This window comes from Pseudomonas sp. NFX5 (assembly GCF_049132125.1).
Lineage (GTDB): Bacteria > Pseudomonadota > Gammaproteobacteria > Pseudomonadales > Pseudomonadaceae > Aquipseudomonas > Aquipseudomonas marginalis.
Genome location: NZ_JAFMZG010000044.1, coordinates 394,432 through 409,700 on the forward strand (window position 1 = coordinate 394,432; position 15,269 = coordinate 409,700).

A 15,269-nucleotide genomic window follows, 5' to 3' on the forward strand; every position below is an offset into this window, starting at 1 on the left:
CCCTTGGTCTTAATTGAAGAATCTTCTCTGCAATGCGCTTCAAGTGCCGGTAAAGTAAGCCATCTCTTGCCAGGGTACTCGGATGAATAGCGTGCAGCGTATAAGCGGCCAATGGCGGCCCGTTTTGATCGGATTGTTGATGACGGCGGCCTGCGCCAGCGCCGTACGGGCAGATGATGGCGTGGCGCTCACCGCGCTCACCCAAGTGCCTGAGGGTGTTGAGGTGCGCGGCAGGCAGGTCGCCGCCTACACCTGGGACGACCGCCAGGGCAAGAACCTGCTGGTGCTCTCCGAGCAGGTCAGCGAACGCGAGGATGACGGTACCCAGTCGGCGTTTGTCTATGCGGCCCAATACCTGATCGACGGTGACCGTCCCAAGCGCATGTGGATGCTCTACGACGACGTGCAGCATTGCCAGTTCGATGCGGCGCTGCGCTTCGACATGGCCGCGACCAAGGTCACCGACCTCACTGGCGATGGCATCACCCAGGCCACCGTGGGCTATTCGCGCTCCTGCACCAGCGATGTCAGCCCCAACGAATTCAAGCTGATCATGCATGTCGGCAAGTCGCAGAAGTACCGCCTGCGCGGGGTCGACCGGGTCGGCGCAGCCTGGTGGGATGAGGAGGCCGGGGCCCTGCGTGGCATGCCGCTGCCCAAGGATTGCAGCGTGGCCGGGCAGCAGGCGCTGGTCAGCCAGTACAAGGAGCAGGGCACGGAGTTGCCGTTGCCGGGTTGCTATGGCGATGAGAAGGACTTTGCCAAGGCGCCGGAAGCTTACCTGGCCTTTATGCGTCAGCACTGGTTCGCCTTGATGCAGAAGCAGGATGCCGAATGGAGCCAGGCCCAGACCCAGCCCCAGGCGCCCACCGAGGATGAAGACACGGCACCGTGATTTTGTGCCAGGGCTTTTCCTGGGTTAGACTCGGTCTTCGCCAATTCACTAAATACCTCGATTAAACAATGAGTTGTTCGAGGTATTTAATCCAAAGGCTGATCTACCTTGACCGAGTCTATCCGCAACCCGTTGACCCTCTACCTCACCCGCCTGGCCCCCTCCAGCCAACTGACCATGCGCTACGTGCTGCAGGACGCCGCCGACCGCCTGGGCTTCGAAGACATCAACCTCGAAGACATCGACTGGCACCTGCTGCAACCCGAACATGTCATCGCCCTGGTCGCAGCATTGCGTGAAGACGGCTACGCACCGAACACCTCATCCTTGTATGTGAATGCCGTGCGCGGGGTGATGAACGAAGCCTGGCGCATGAGCCTGATCAGCCAGGAACATCTCCTGAAAATGCGCACGGTCAAGGCCACGCCCGGCACGCGCCTGGGCCAGGGCCGCAATCTGCGGCGCACGTTGATCCGGGAAATGATGGAGGTCTGCGCCGCCGACCCTCGCCCCCAGGGCCTGCGTGATGCAGCGGTCATCGGCATCCTGTATGGCTCGGGCATGCGCAAGTCCGAGTCGGTCAACCTCGACCTGGCGCAGATCAACTTCGATGAACGCAGCTTGCGGGTAATCGGCAAGGGCAATAAGGAATTGGTCAAGTATGCGCCGGACTGGGCTTTCGCCAAGCTGCAGGCGTGGTTGGCGTTCAGGCGCGAACAGCTCAAGGAAGGCGAGCAGGACGACAGCTTCCTGTTCAACCGCATACGCCGGGGCAGCCATATCACCCGGGAACGTATCACCAAGCATGCGATTTACTACATCGCCCGCCAACGGGGTGAGCAGGTGGGGGTGAAGATCATGCCCCACGATTTTCGCCGCTCGTTTATCACGCGGGTGATCGAGGAGCATGACCTGTCGATTGCACAGAAGCTGGCGCATCACACCAATATCCAGACCACCGCCAGCTATGACGTGCGTGACGACAACGAGCGGCGGCGGGCGGTGGATCGGTTTGATCTGTAGACGAACAGCTGCGGACCTACAGAATCGGTTTGCCGCCGGTGACCGCATAACGCGACCCCGAGATATAGCTGGCCTCGTCCGATGCCAGCAGCACATAAATCGGCGCCACTTCCACCGGTTGGCCGGGGCGGCCCAGTGGGGTTTCGCTGCCGAAACTCTGCACGTCGTCATCGGTCATGGTCGCCACGATCAACGGCGTCCAGATCGGGCCGGGCGCGACGCTGTTGACGCGGATGCCCTTGCTGCCGAGTAATTGCGCCAAGCCACCGGTGAAGTTGGCGATTGCGCCCTTGGTGGCGGCATAGGCCAGCAGGGTCGGCTTGGGCATGTCGGAATTGACCGAGCTGGTGTTGATGATCGAACTGCCGGCCTTCATATGCGGCAGCGCGGCCTTGCAGAGGCGAAACATCGCGGTGATGTTGATATCGAAGGTCTTGACCCATTCCTCATCCTCGATCTCTTCGAGCGTTTCGTGGGTCATCTGGAACGCAGCGTTATTGACCAGCACGTCAATGCGCCCGAACTGTTCCACGGTCTTGTCGACCAGCGCCTGGCAGGTGGCTTTTTGCGCGATGTCACCGGGCAGCAACAGGCATTGGCGGCCGGCTTCCTCGACCCAGCGCGCGGTTTCCCTGGCGTCTTCGTGTTCGTCCAGGTACGCGATGGCCACATCGGCGCCTTCACGGGCGAAGGCGATCGCCACTGCGCGGCCAATGCCGCTGTCGGCTCCGGTGATCAGGGCGATCTTGTTGGCCAATCGGCCAGAACCCTTGTAACTCTGCTCCCCACAGTCCGGGTACGGGTCCATGGTGCGTTGGGTACCGGGTACGTTTTGCGCCTGAGGGGCGAAGGGCGGGCGTGGGTAGTCAGTCATTTCCAATCTCCATAGGTTTCGAACGGTGCTATGGGATTAGTAGTTTCATGGCCGGCGATAGTTGTAATGGATGCCGGCCAGGCCCGACGAGCGGTATCGCTCAGCCGTGGGGCGGGGCGCTCGCCAGGTGTGCCGGCAGACGGCCCAAGGTCCACAGCGTGGTGAACATCGCCGCGAGCGCACACAGCGCGATACCCATGAGCATCGGCGCCGGTGTGTGGTCGGCGAACACTCCGACCAGGGTCATGGACACGGCAGCGGTGATCATCTGGATCGCGCCCAACAGGGCGGAGGCAGATCCCGCCACAGCACCATGATCTTCCAGGGATAACACGCCCGCCGCCGGCAACAACAGGCCGAGGAAACCGAAGCCGATAAACAGCGACGCCATCATCAAGGCCAGGCTGTCGACCCACAGCGTGGTCGCGGCCAGCAGCACCATCACGGCGGCTACGGCGACCACCGACCAGCGAATCAGTGGCGCCAGGCCGAAGCGCGCGCTCAAGCGTGCAGTGAGTTGGCTCATGGCAAAAAACGACGCGGCGTTCAGGGCGAAACACAGGCTGAACTGGGTAGGCGTAAGGCCGAAGTATTCGATATACACGAAGGGCGCACTGCCGATAAACACGAAGAACGTCGCCAGCCCGAACCCGCACACCACCGACAGACCGATGAAGACCGGGTCACGCAGCAGTGCGCCGTAGCTGCTGAATGCCGTGCCCAAGGTCTTGCCCAGTCGGCGCTCGGCGGGATGGGTTTCGGGCAGCTGCACAATTGTCATCACCAGGCACAGCACGGCCACCACCGCGAGCACGGCGAATACTTCGCGCCAGCTCCACAATGAAATCACCAGGCTGCCGGCCAGCGGCGCGAGAATCGGCGACACACTCATCACCAGCATCAGCAAGGCCATCAGCCGCGCAGCTTCATGGCCGGTGTACAGGTCACGCACGATCGCCCGGGGAATGACCATCCCGGCACAGGCACCGAACGCCTGCACGGCACGAAAGCCGATCAGCACTTCAATGGTGGGCGCCAGCGCGCAGCCGACGCTGCCCACCGCAAAGATCAGCAGCCCGGCGTAAATCGGCGGCTTGCGCCCGAACACATCGCTGATCGGGCCGTAGAACAGCTGGCAAACCCCAATGATCATGAAAAATACCGTGAGGCTCATCTGTACCGCCGCCGGCGAGGCGTGCAGGCTGGCGCCCAGGGTGGGCAGGGCAGGCAGGTAGATGTCGATGGCGAACGGGCCGACGGCGGTAATCAACCCCAGCAGTAACGCAAGGTGGGCAATACTTCGGGACATGGGCGGTTTCCGGCAGCGCAAAAGTCGATCAGCTTAAGGGATCCGCGCAGATCCGCAAACTTAGGCTTCACTAACAGGGATTGATGCCGATAACGGTAAGAACGTTGCTTCGACGGTTGGGTATGGGGATGTCAGCATGACGATCAAATTACGCTTGATGCTGTTGATTGCCACTGGGTTGCTCACGGCTCTGGTCATGAGCCTGGCCGGCTACCTGGGGAATGTTCGGATGAGCGAGGCCGTACAGGATAGCGAGGTGAGCATGACGGTCCTGCGCAACCATATGGAAGCCGACATGATGCACGACGCACTGCGTGCCGACGTGCTGTCCGCCATGCTCGTGGGGTTGGGCAAAAGCACCAGCAGCAAGGATGAGGTCAACACCTCGTTGAAGGAACACGCCGAGCATTTCCGTCAGGTACTGGGGGACAACCTCAAGTTGCCGCTGGATCCCACGATCAAAAGCGGCCTGGAAAAAATCAGACCCAGCCTGGACACCTATATCAGTGCCGGCGAGCGCATCGTCGCGCTGGCACTGGAGAATCCTGAGGCCGCTCGCGGGGAACTGGACACCTTCAACAAGGCGTTTTCCCAGCTGGAAGATCAAATGGCGGCGATGAGCGAGCTGATCGAAAGCAATACCCAGGAGACCAGCGCCAGCACGCGGCAGACCATCAGCCACGCCAATTTGACCTTGGGCGCCGTATTGCTCGCCAGCCTGTTGCTGCTGCTGGCCCAGGGGCGCTGGGTGTTGTCGAGCATCATGGCGCCGCTGCAGGCCGCCAGTCGCATTGCTGCCAGTATCGCCCGGGGTAACCTGAGCGAGCCGATTGTCGAACCTAAGCGCAAGGACGAAGCCAGCTCGTTGATCCGCAGCCTTGCCACCATGCAGCGAGATCTACGCGGCATGATCGAGGTGGTGCGCAGCAATGCCCACGGCGTCAATGGCATGAGCGAACGCTTGAGCCAGGGCTGCCATGACGTCGCCGGCAGCAGCCAGCAGCAAAGCGCGGCCGCCAGCACCATGGCGGCCGCGGCCAGTGAAATGACCGCCAGTATCGAGGAAATCACCCGGCATGCCGGACGCGCCCTGGACATGGCCAACCAGGCCGAAGCCCTGGCCAAGGACGGCGGCCGGGTGATCCACCAGGTGGTGAAGGACATGGATGGCATTGCCCGCTCAGCGCAGCAATCGGCCCAGGTCATTCGTACACTGGACAAGGAGTCCGAGGCGATCTTCAGCATTATCCAAGTGATCAAGGGCATCGCTGACCAAACCAACCTGTTGGCCCTGAACGCCGCGATTGAAGCCGCCCGCGCCGGCGAACAGGGACGCGGCTTTGCGGTGGTCGCCGATGAAGTGCGCAGCCTGGCGGGCCGCACCAGCGCCTCGACCCAGGAAATTGCCAGCATGGTCGGGCGTATCCAGCAGAACACCCGGGAAGCGGTGACCAGCATGGAGGAGGGCGTCACCCAAGTGGACAAAGGCATGGCGGTAACTGCCGAGGTGGAGCGAGCGATCCGCGATATTCTGCAGGCCACCCTGAATACCACCGAGTTGGTGAACGACATCTCGCGCACCATCGGTGAACAGAGCCTGGCCAGCAACGAGATCTCCCACCAGGTGGAGATGATTGCGGGAATGTCGGAAAACAACAGCCGCATCATTGGCGAAACCGCCTCGACCACCGATGAGCTGGCCGGGCTGGCCGGCAAGTTGTCGCAATCCGTGGATCGCTTCAGCCTGTAACACCGCACAGACCTGATACACGCTTTATGGACCGGCCCCCTGTGGGTCGGTTTTTTTTGCCCGGTCCACCGGCCCACTCGCAGGGCTCGTTGACCGGGCACTGCAAAAAAAGATTGAATATTCACACCTAATGTTATTTAAATAACAAAACAAGAGCGCCACGACCTGCCTGGTCGGGGTGCAACAAGGTGGAATAGCAATGAGCAAGATCGCAGTCATCGGCAGCAATATGGTGGATTTGATCACCTACATCGACCGCATGCCGGCCCAGGGCGAAACCCTGGAAGCGCCTGGTTTTGCCCTCGGGTGTGGCGGCAAGGGGGCGAACCAGGCGGTGGCGGCCGCCAAGCTTGGGGCGCAGGTGCTGATGTTGAGCAAGGTCGGCGACGACATGTTTGCCGACAACACCCTGGCCAACTTCCAGCGTTTTGGTATCGACACCCGTCATGTGCAGCGGGTGCCTGGGGTTTCCAGCGGTGTCGCGCCGATTTTTGTGCGAGCCGACTCCCACAACAGCATTCTGATCGTCAAAGGCGCCAATGCGCATTTGTTGCCGGCGGACATCGACGCCGCGGCCGCCGACCTGCGCGAGTGCACCCTGATCGTGCTGCAGTTGGAGATCAATCTGGAGACGGTCTACTACGCCATCGAATTTGCGCACCGGCACGGCATCGCGGTGCTGCTCAACCCGGCACCGGCCCTGGCCGGCCTGAGCGGGGAGCACCTGGCGCAGCTGGATTTCCTGATCCCCAATGAATCGGAACTGGCGTTGATCACCGGCCAGGTCGTGGACTCGCCGGACGCCGCCCAGCGCGCAGCGCGCACGCTGGTAGCCAGCGGCATTCGCCACGTGATTGTCACCCTCGGTGAACACGGTGCGTTGTACGTGGGAGAGGAGGGCGAATTCCGGGTGCCGGGCCGAAAGGTCGTGGCACGGGACACCACGGGCGCCGGCGACGCCTTTATCGGATGCTTCATCCAGCACTGGAGCCGCGACGGCGGTATCCGGCAGGCCATGGAACAGGCCGTGGCGTATTCCGCCTGCTCGGTCATGGCCCTGGGCACCCAGACGTCATATCCCGACAGCGAGGCGTTCGCCCGTTTCCTGCAACAGCCGTAACCCCCAAACCAGCCCGGAGAACAATAATGAACAAACCTGCGCTGCAACAGACACCCGATGGTTTCTACCTGAACCGCACGCCCTGGTTCGCTTTTATCCTGCTGTGCAGCATCTTTGCGCTGTGGGCGGCGGCGGCAAGCATGAATGACGTGCTGATCGCACACTTCAAGAAAGCGTTTTTGCTCAGTGATTTCCAGACCGCCTTTGTGCAGTCGGCGTTTTACCTGGGCTACTTTTTCGTGGCGATTCCGGCGGCAATGGTGGTGCGCCGCTTCAGCTACAAGAGCACGATCCTGATCGGGTTGCTGCTGTACATGTTCGGCTGCCTGCTGTTTTTCCCGGCGGCGTCGACGGCCAAGTACGGCATGTTCCTGCTGGCGCTGTTTGTGATTGCGGCCGGCCTGTCGTTCCTGGAAACCGCCTGCAACACCTACTCGACCCTGATGGGGCCCAGGGAAACCGGGACGCGGCGCTTGAACATCTCGCAGACGTTCCACCCCTTCGGTGCGATGGCAGGGGTGTACGTCGGCAGTTTCGTGATGTTCAAGGACACCGACGCGACCACGGAACAACTGACCCGGATGAGCGCCTCCGAGGCCGCCGTGCAGCAGTTGCAGATGATCCAGTCCACGCTGTTGCCCTACAAGTGGATGATCGCCGTGCTGGTGCTGATGTTTATCCTGGTTGCGATCACTCGGTTCCCGGCCTGCAAGGGCAATAAGCCGGCTGACAGCAAGCCTGGCAGCCTGCGCCACAGCCTGGGCCGACTGTGGCGTAACCCGCGCTTTACCTTTGGCGTATTGGCGCAGTTTCTCTACGTGGGCGCCCAGGTCGGCGTGTGGAGTTTCACCATTCGCCTGGCGATGCAAATGGGCGGAATGAATGAGCGCAGCGCCTCATGGTTTTTGCTGACCACCTTTGCCGCCTACTTTGTCGGCAAGATGATCGCCAACCTGTTGATGCGCCGCCTGCATCCGGCCAAGGTCCTGGCGATCTACGGTGTGCTGTGCATTGTGCTGCTGGCCTACACCATTCTGGTGCCGAATATTTCGGCGGTGTACGCAGCGGTCGGCGTGAGTATTTTCCTCGGCCCGTGCTGGCCGACCATTTACGGCCTGACCATCGATGGGCTGGGTGAAGACACCGGCGTCGGCGGTTCATTGCTGGTGATGAGCATCGTCGGCGGCGGGGTGATTCCGATCTTCCAGGGCCTGTTGTCCGATGCCAGCGGCGGCAATATGCAACTGGCCTACAGCGTACCGTTGCTGTGCTTTATCGTGATCGTGATGTACGCGGTCAAGTGCATGCGCCAACCCGGCACGTTGCCGTCGAGCGCCGCCGCGGCGGTGGCCTCATGAATACGCGGATCCCGCTGTATCCAGCGGTGTTTGCCGAGCAGGAGAGAATCCTGTTGCAGTCCGAGGATTTCAAGGTCAGTGCCTGGATCTATCCGTCAGGCGTACAGGCCGTGAGCCTGGAGAACAGCCGTGGACGCCTGGTGCTGCTGCCTTATCAAGGGCAGATGATCTGGTCGGCGATGTTCGATGGCTGTGACCTGACCATGAGCAACCTGTTCGAGCAACCCCGGCCCAGCCCGACGGTCGTCGATACCTACGGCTGCTTCATGTTTCACAGTGGCCTGCTGCGCAACGGTTGCCCGGCGCCGGATGACACCCACGCCTTGCACGGCGAAATGCCTTGCGCCCCGATGGACTCGGCCTGGCTGGACATCGGCGAGGGCTTTGTGCGCCTGGGCGGTTGTTATCAATATGCCAAGGGCTTCGGCGATCGCTACCGGGCGTGCCCCAGCGTGACCCTGCGCGCCGATTCGGCGGTGTTCGATATCGACATGGACGTGACCAACCTGGCCGGCAAGCCTATGGAACTGATGTACATGGCCCACATGAACTACGCCTTTGTGGCCGGCGCGCGGTTGGTCGAGCCATGGGGCATGCAGCGCCTGCGCCTGCGCACCAGCATTCCGGGCCACGTCAAGCCGACGCCGGACTGGAGTGCCTACATGGCGCAACTGGCCGAACAACCCGGGCAATTGGCCTGTCTCGATCAGCCGGGGTTGTACGACCCTGAAATCGTGTTTTTCTTCGACGGCGTCGGCACGGATGCCACCGGCCAGGCGCACTTCCTGCTGGATCATCCCGATGGAGCGGCGTTCTACACCCGCTATCGCCCCGAACAATTCGAGCACGCCGCACGCTGGATCCTGCACACGCCGGATCAGCAAGTGGCGGCGTTCGTGCTGCCATCGACGTGCGAACCCGAGGGCTATAACGCCGAGAAAGCCAAAGGCCACGTGCGTCTGCTGGCGGCGGGCGCCAGCGCTTCGTTCAGGGTCACCACCGGCTACCTGAGCGCGCAGGAACGCCAGCGGTTGCTGGGTTAAACCAGCAATTGCGCGCCGTGGGCCTGGATGGCGTCCTTGTAGCTGCGGGGGATTTTCTTGTCGCTGACCACGTACTGAAAGTCCTCCAGGGTGGCGAAGTGAGCGGTGCGCACCGTGTCGAACTTGCTGAAGTCGGCGAGCAACACACGTTGCTGGGCCTGGCGCATGACCTTTCGCTTGACCTCGACTTCGTTGAAGTTGAAGCACGTCACGCCGAATGCCTGGCTGACGCCGGCGGCCGTCACGAAGGCCCAGGTCAGGCGCACGCTGTCGAGGATGCTGCTTTCGGCACTGTTTTCAAACACCTGGTTCTTGCGGTGGAAGGTGCCGCCGCACAACACGATGTGGCAGTTGGGCTTGTTATGCAGCTTGAGCAGCACGTTCAAGGAGCTGCACACCGCCGTGAACTCCAAGTCGTCGGGGATGAAGTCGATCACAAACGGCGAGGTGGTACCGCAGTCGAAAAACACCGTGTCACCGGGCTGGATCAGGCGCGCGGCGAGTTTGCCGATGCGGCGCTTTTCCTCGACGTGGCGGGTGTCCTGCTCGGCAACCCGGTAATCACTGACCTCGCTGCCGACCCGGGTGATGTAGCCACCCAGCAGGCGCAGGTGATCACTGAAGTGGTTGAGATCGCGGCGCAGGGTCATCTCCGAAACCTCCAGCAGCGCCGCCATTTCCCTCAGGTGAATGGCGTTCTGGTCCTGCAAGGCTTGTTGGATAAGCTTGAGTCGCTCGGCTTTTCTACTGTCCACGAGTATTCCAGGGCTTGATTGTTTGTGTTAGATAAGTAACATTTGGTGTTATTATTGTAACGTATTAGTGTGAGTGCTGTGACAAGCGGCACACGACCATTCGCAACATACAGGCAAGGGCACGTTAAATGAACACTCTTCAACCCGCAGCATTGGCCAAGTACATCGATCACACCTTGCTGGCGCCCGACGCCTCCCGCGAGCAGATTCGCACCTTGTGCGAGGAAGCCCGGGAGCACGGTTTTTATTCGGTGTGCCTGAACTCGGGGCAGGTGCCTTACGCCGCTTCCTGCCTGACCGACGACAGCGTGGTGATTTGTGCCGTGGTGGGCTTTCCCCTGGGCGCCGGCCTGAGTGACACCAAGGCCTTCGAAGCCGAACGGGCGATTGCCGCCGGGGCAGGGGAGATCGACATGGTGCTCAATATCGGCTGGTTGAAGGACGGTTTGCTGGAGGCAGTGCGCGAAGACATTGCCTTGGTCCACAAGGCCTGCGGCGCCGTGCCGTTGAAGGTCATCCTGGAAACCTGCCTGCTGGACGACGAAGAGAAAGTCCAGGCCTGCGAAATCTGCCGGGACCTGGGTGTGGCGTTCGTCAAGACCTCCACGGGGTTCAGCCGAAGCGGTGCCACCGCCGAAGACGTGGCCCTGATGCGTAAAACCGTGGGCGCCGCGGTTGGGGTCAAGGCGTCCGGGGGCGTGCGCGATTATCCGACGGCACTGAAAATGATTGAAGCTGGGGCGACACGTTTGGGCAGCAGTTCGGGGATTGCGATTGTCGGCGGGGCGATGACGGCGGCCAGTGGTTACTGAGTTTCGGGCCGGCGCTTGGCAGCCTGTAGGGAAATCCCTACAGGCCGCGCAAATCATTAGAGCACTATCCGGATTTCTTCATGGCTCTTTGCTATATGTCACGCTAGAGTGATTGGAAGATTCAATGAAGTCTTGATTTCTCCGGCCTCGGCCGAGGCCGCAGGACACTTCATACCTGTGGAGTGCACCATGAAAGTTCTAATCGCCGATGATTCATCCATGTCCCGCAAGATGGTCTTGCGTTCCCTGCCGGAATCACTGACCGAAGATGTTCGCCAGGCCTGCAACGGTGCCGAGGTGATGGAGGCTTACCACGCCGGGTTGGTCGACCTGCTTTTTCTCGACCTCACCATGCCCGTCATGGACGGCTTCCAGACCCTGGAGGCACTCAAGCGCGAAGACGCCAATGTGGTCGTCGTGGTGATCAGCGCAGACATCCAACCCCTGGCCCGGCAACGGGTATTCGACCTGGGCGCTGCTGCATTCGTAGCCAAGCCGGTTACGGCTGAAGCTGTAGTCAATGCCTTGCACGTCATAGGAGTGCTTTGATGGAAACCTTGGCCGCACTCACCGAAGACCAACGTGATGCCCTGCAGGAACTGATGAACATCGCCATGGGACAGGCGGCCGAGCGACTGGCGCTGCTGACCGATACCATGGTGACGCTTTCGGTTCCCTTTATTCACCCGCTGATCCGGGAACAGAATCACCTGTTGATTCCGGAGCATCTGCGCCGGAGCTTCATGATCGTCACCCGCCAGTCTTTTCTGGGTGAGTTACGTGGCGAAGTGTTCGTGTGCTTTGGCTCCAAGGGGGCCGATGAACTGGCCGAACTGCTGGGCTACAAGGGCAGCGGCCTGGAGCAGCAGCACGAATTGATGCTTGATGTCACCAACATCCTGACCGGCGCCTGCATCAGTGGCCTGGCACGGCAGGTGGCGACTCAGGTGAGCTATGACGCACCGTCCATTCTCGTCCACACCGAACATGCGGCGAATGCACTGGATGAATTGAACCTGAATGAACACCTGGCGATGGTGCTGGAAATCCGTTTCGAGGTTCAGGCTCATCAGTTCTCCTGCGACTTGTTGATCTGCATCACTGAACGTACGGCAGGCGTTGTCGTTCGGGCCATAGATCGTTTGCTGGACGAGCTTTGAAGGGGCCTCTTCATGACAGACAGCAAGGTAATTTCCCGGGAAACCCTTGAGTCGATGCTCAAGGCCATCAATATGGGCGTGCTGCTGGTCGACCAGGACTGCAAGGTGCTGTTCTCTAACCATTTCATGTCCATCAACAGTGGCCGCAGCGCGGAAGAACTGGTCGGCCGTACGTTGTTCGAAGCCTTTCCGGAGCTGCCGGAGGCCTGGACCCGGCAGAAGATCAACAGCGTCATCACCCTGCAAAACTTTGCGTTCACGTCATGGCAGCAGCGGCCGCACCTGTTCAATTTCGAGAGTACCCGGCCCATCAGTGGCATGGTCCGGCTCATGTATCAGAACTGCACCTTCTTCCCCGTGCAAGATGCCGATGGCAGCAATCTTGGCGTGGGCCTGGCCATCAGTGATACGACTGACACGGCTGCCCGCCAACTCGAGTTGACGCAACTTAACAAGTTGCTGGAAGAAGAGAAGGGTGCCCAGGCGCTGCTGATCGCGCGGCTCGAAGACGCACAGGCGCAGTTGCTGCAGTCCGAGAAAATGGCGGCGATAGGGCAACTTGCTGCAGGCGTGGCCCACGAGATCAATAACCCGATCGGGTTTGTCGGCTCCAACGTCAACAGCCTGCGTCGTTACCTGGTGGACATCTTCGCGCTGCTCGAAGCCCATGAACAGGCGACCGACGAGAGGCATGCCAGCGCTCATCCCGAGCTTGCGGTGATGCGGGACAAGATGGATTACACCTTCATGCGCCAGGACATCGACGACCTGCTGGCCGAGTCGGTCGACGGCCTTGACCGGGTCACTCGCATCGTCAAGGACCTGCGCGAGTTCTCCCACGTCGACAGTTACGAATGGCAGTTGGCCGATCTGCACAAGGGGCTCGACAGCACCCTCAACGTTATCTGGAACGAGATCAAGTTCAAGGCTCAGGTGATCAAGCGCTACGGCGATGTCGAGCCCATCGAATGCATGGGCTCACAGATCAACCAGGTCTTCCTGAACCTGCTCATCAATGCCAGCCATGCCGTGGGGGCCGACGGCGAAATCACCCTCAGCAGCGGCAGGGAGGACGGGGGCGTCTTCGTCGAAATTGCCGACAACGGCCACGGCATTCCCCTTGAAATCCAGAACCGGATATTCGAACCGTTCTTCACAACCAAGCCGGTGGGCATGGGGTCGGGCCTTGGCCTGTCGTTGTCGTACAGCATCATGGTCAAGCACCATGGACGGCTCACCGTCGACAGTGAGCCGGGCAGGGGAAGTCGCTTCCGCGTCTGGTTACCCTTACGCCAGCCGGTAATCGAGGCTGTCTCTACCTGCGCCGTTGAAGGACGCTGATCATGGATACGCTGTCTTCCTGCGAAAAACGACACACCGTCATGCTGGTGGATGATGAGGAAAGTATCCTCAACAGCCTTCGGCGCCTGCTGCGCGCAAAGCCTTACGACTTGCTGCTGGCCACGAGCGGGGCCCAGGCGCTGAGCCTTTTCGAACAACACGCTGTCGACCTGATCGTCTGCGACGCGCGCATGCCGTTCATGGACGGGCCGACCTTGCTGCGCGAGGTGCATAGGCGCGATCCGCACTGCGTGAATATCCTGCTGACCGGCTACGCCGATATGAGCATGATCACCCAGGCGATCAACGATGGGTATGTGTTCCGTTACATCAGCAAGCCCTGGAATGATGAAGAGCTCAAGCTCACTCTCGATCAGGCTCTGGAAATGAAGAGTGCTCGCTGAGCGTAACCCTGCGAATTCGTCGCCAAGCCTATAACTCAACTAAATAGTCATTTAGTTGAGTTGGCTATCGGGGCAGGGCTCAGGCCTGGGCGAGGGCGCTGATACGCCGTTCGCTGATGCGTTCGACGGTGTCCATATGTTCGGTGCCCCACACGCACAACGCGCCCAGCGCAGTGGCCAGTGACTGCCCGAAGGGTGTCAGGGAATACTCGACCTTGGGCGGGATCTCCTGGAAGTCGATCCGCGCGATGATTTCGTCGCGCTCCAATTCCTTGAGTTGCTGGATCAGTACCTTGTCGGTCACGCCGCCAATCGCACGCCTTAACTCGCCATACCGATGAACATGTCGCGCCAGGTTATACAGGACCAGCGGTTTCCATTTGCCGCCAATCACCGCCAGGGCAGCCTCGAGCCCGCAATTGAAGGTGTTGTTCGCCATGTGATGGGTGCTCCAAAGGGTACTTACTAAAAGGTGCATACTATTCAAAAGAATAGTCTGGATCTAGAGTTGGGCCTCAACATTCTTCGGAGTTAACCATGAGCAGGCTCGACGGAAAAATTGCAGTGATCACCGGTGGCAACAGTGGTATTGGCCTGGCAACCGCCATGCGCTTTGCAGCGGAAGGTGCACAGGTTGTGATTGTGGGACGCAGGCAGGAAGAACTGGACAAGGCGCTCGGGCTGATCGGGCCTGGAGCGCTCGCCATTCAAGGGGATATCTCGAGGCTGGACGACCTGGAGCGCATTTTCACCCACATCAAAAGCGTCAAAGGTCGCGTAGACGTGCTGTTCGCCAATGCGGGCCTGGGGGATTTCCAGCCGCTCGGGTCGATCACCGAAGAGTCGTTCGATCGCACGTTCGGCATCAACGTCAAAGGCACACTGTTCACCGTGCAAACAGCGCTGCCACTGATGCACGCCGGCGGTTCGGTCATCCTCACCGGTTCGACCACCGGCACCATGGGCACACCGGCGTTCAGCGTGTACAGCGCCACGAAAGCCGCATTGCGTAATTTCGCCAGGAGCTGGGCGCTGGATTTGAAAGGCAGCGGTATTCGCGTCAACGTACTTTCACCGGGACCGATCTCGACACCGGGCCTGGACCTGGCGCTTTCAAGTACCGGCCAGAAGGATGCAATCATTGACGACATGACGGCGCAGTTGCCACTGGGCCGTATCGGCCAACCGGAAGAAGTTGCGGCGGCGGCATTGTTCCTAGCGTCGGACGACAGCAGCTTCATGACCGGCAGCGAAATGTTCGTGGATGGAGGGTTCGCTCAGGTTTGAACCAGAGAGGGGTTTTGCCTGTTGGAATCTGACGGGCACTGCCCCTCATTACGTAACATCGTATTACGCATAATGTATATTATGTTAAATCGTGTGTCAGGCTCAGCCACTTCCCGCTCTCGTCGCCTACTGCGGTGC

15 protein-coding genes and 2 pseudogenes are annotated in these 15,269 nt (G+C 60.5%); 13 read left to right on the forward strand and 4 right to left on the reverse strand.

All coding sequences use genetic code 11. From position 1 onward, the window contains the following. Positions 1-82 precede the first annotated feature (82 nt). Positions 83-895, forward strand: coding sequence for a M949_RS01915 family surface polysaccharide biosynthesis protein (locus J1N02_RS29860; protein WP_027605856.1), 813 nt, complete (start codon positions 83-85; stop codon positions 893-895). Positions 896-1,003: 108 nt separating this feature from the next. Next, positions 1,004-1,918, forward strand: coding sequence for a site-specific integrase (locus tag J1N02_RS29865; protein ID WP_027605855.1), 915 nt, complete (start codon positions 1,004-1,006; stop codon positions 1,916-1,918). Between the two features lie 16 nt (positions 1,919-1,934). Here the strand turns inward: J1N02_RS29865 and J1N02_RS29870 are convergent, their stop codons facing one another. Continuing rightward, the gene (locus tag J1N02_RS29870; RefSeq protein ID WP_092358015.1) at positions 1,935-2,792 is read right to left on the reverse strand and encodes an SDR family oxidoreductase; all 858 of its coding nucleotides are present in this window, start codon (positions 2,790-2,792) and stop codon (positions 1,935-1,937) included. 100 nt (positions 2,793-2,892) lie between these two features. Next, on the reverse strand, positions 2,893-4,101 hold the full coding sequence (locus J1N02_RS29875) for a multidrug effflux MFS transporter (protein WP_027605853.1): 1,209 nt from the start codon (positions 4,099-4,101) through the stop codon (positions 2,893-2,895). Positions 4,102-4,237: 136 nt separating this feature from the next. On the opposite strand from J1N02_RS29875, the pseudogene J1N02_RS29880 reads away from it, so the two are divergent. From J1N02_RS29880 to J1N02_RS29900, 5 genes and pseudogenes are all read left to right on the forward strand, one after another. Then, a pseudogene (locus J1N02_RS29880) lies at positions 4,238-4,993 on the forward strand (MCP four helix bundle domain-containing protein); the annotation flags it as partial. A gap of 132 nt (positions 4,994-5,125) precedes the next feature. Continuing rightward, positions 5,126-5,851, forward strand: a complete 726-nt coding sequence (locus tag J1N02_RS29885) for a methyl-accepting chemotaxis protein (protein ID WP_370671277.1) — start codon at positions 5,126-5,128, stop codon at positions 5,849-5,851. 199 nt (positions 5,852-6,050) lie between these two features. Beyond that, positions 6,051-6,971: a ribokinase gene (gene rbsK / locus J1N02_RS29890; protein WP_092358021.1), complete on the forward strand. Its 921-nt coding sequence runs from the start codon at positions 6,051-6,053 to the stop codon at positions 6,969-6,971. A gap of 26 nt (positions 6,972-6,997) precedes the next feature. Then, entirely contained in the window at positions 6,998-8,329 is a 1,332-nt protein-coding gene (fucP, locus tag J1N02_RS29895) for an L-fucose:H+ symporter permease (protein ID WP_027605850.1), read from the forward strand. Continuing rightward, a complete protein-coding gene (locus J1N02_RS29900) occupies positions 8,326-9,372 on the forward strand; it encodes an aldose 1-epimerase family protein (protein ID WP_421148177.1) in 1,047 nt (348 codons plus the stop codon). Before fucP ends, J1N02_RS29900 begins: the two co-directional genes overlap by 4 nt. On the opposite strand, the gene deoR is transcribed toward J1N02_RS29900, so the two are convergent. Then, entirely contained in the window at positions 9,369-10,127 is a 759-nt protein-coding gene (deoR, locus tag J1N02_RS29905; protein WP_043293538.1) for a DNA-binding transcriptional repressor DeoR, read from the reverse strand. The two genes, J1N02_RS29900 and deoR, sit on opposite strands and share 4 nt — an antisense overlap. Before the next feature lie 128 nt (positions 10,128-10,255). Here deoR and deoC point away from each other — a divergent pair, with 128 nt between their 5' ends. The 5 genes and pseudogenes from deoC to J1N02_RS29930 all read left to right on the forward strand — a co-directional run. After that, positions 10,256-10,939, forward strand: a complete 684-nt coding sequence (deoC, locus tag J1N02_RS29910) for a deoxyribose-phosphate aldolase (RefSeq protein ID WP_027605847.1) — start codon at positions 10,256-10,258, stop codon at positions 10,937-10,939. A gap of 189 nt (positions 10,940-11,128) precedes the next feature. Beyond that, the gene (locus tag J1N02_RS29915) at positions 11,129-11,488 is read left to right on the forward strand and encodes a response regulator (RefSeq protein WP_065927544.1); all 360 of its coding nucleotides are present in this window, start codon (positions 11,129-11,131) and stop codon (positions 11,486-11,488) included. Beyond that, positions 11,488-12,099: a chemotaxis protein CheC gene (locus J1N02_RS29920; protein WP_027605845.1), complete on the forward strand. Its 612-nt coding sequence runs from the start codon at positions 11,488-11,490 to the stop codon at positions 12,097-12,099. Before J1N02_RS29915 ends, J1N02_RS29920 begins: the two co-directional genes overlap by 1 nt. 12 nt (positions 12,100-12,111) lie before the next feature. After that, entirely contained in the window at positions 12,112-13,440 is a 1,329-nt protein-coding gene (locus J1N02_RS29925; protein ID WP_027605844.1) for an ATP-binding protein, read from the forward strand. 2 nt (positions 13,441-13,442) lie between these two features. Further along, positions 13,443-13,826, forward strand: a pseudogene (locus J1N02_RS29930) (response regulator); the annotation flags it as partial. Between the two features lie 97 nt (positions 13,827-13,923). Here the strand turns inward: J1N02_RS29930 and J1N02_RS29935 are convergent. Beyond that, the gene (locus J1N02_RS29935; protein ID WP_027605843.1) at positions 13,924-14,283 is read right to left on the reverse strand and encodes a winged helix-turn-helix transcriptional regulator; all 360 of its coding nucleotides are present in this window, start codon (positions 14,281-14,283) and stop codon (positions 13,924-13,926) included. A 98-nt stretch (positions 14,284-14,381) separates the two neighbouring features. Here J1N02_RS29935 and J1N02_RS29940 point away from each other — a divergent pair, with 98 nt between their 5' ends. After that, the gene (locus J1N02_RS29940; RefSeq protein ID WP_027605842.1) at positions 14,382-15,131 is read left to right on the forward strand and encodes an SDR family NAD(P)-dependent oxidoreductase; all 750 of its coding nucleotides are present in this window, start codon (positions 14,382-14,384) and stop codon (positions 15,129-15,131) included. Positions 15,132-15,269 lie beyond the last annotated feature (138 nt).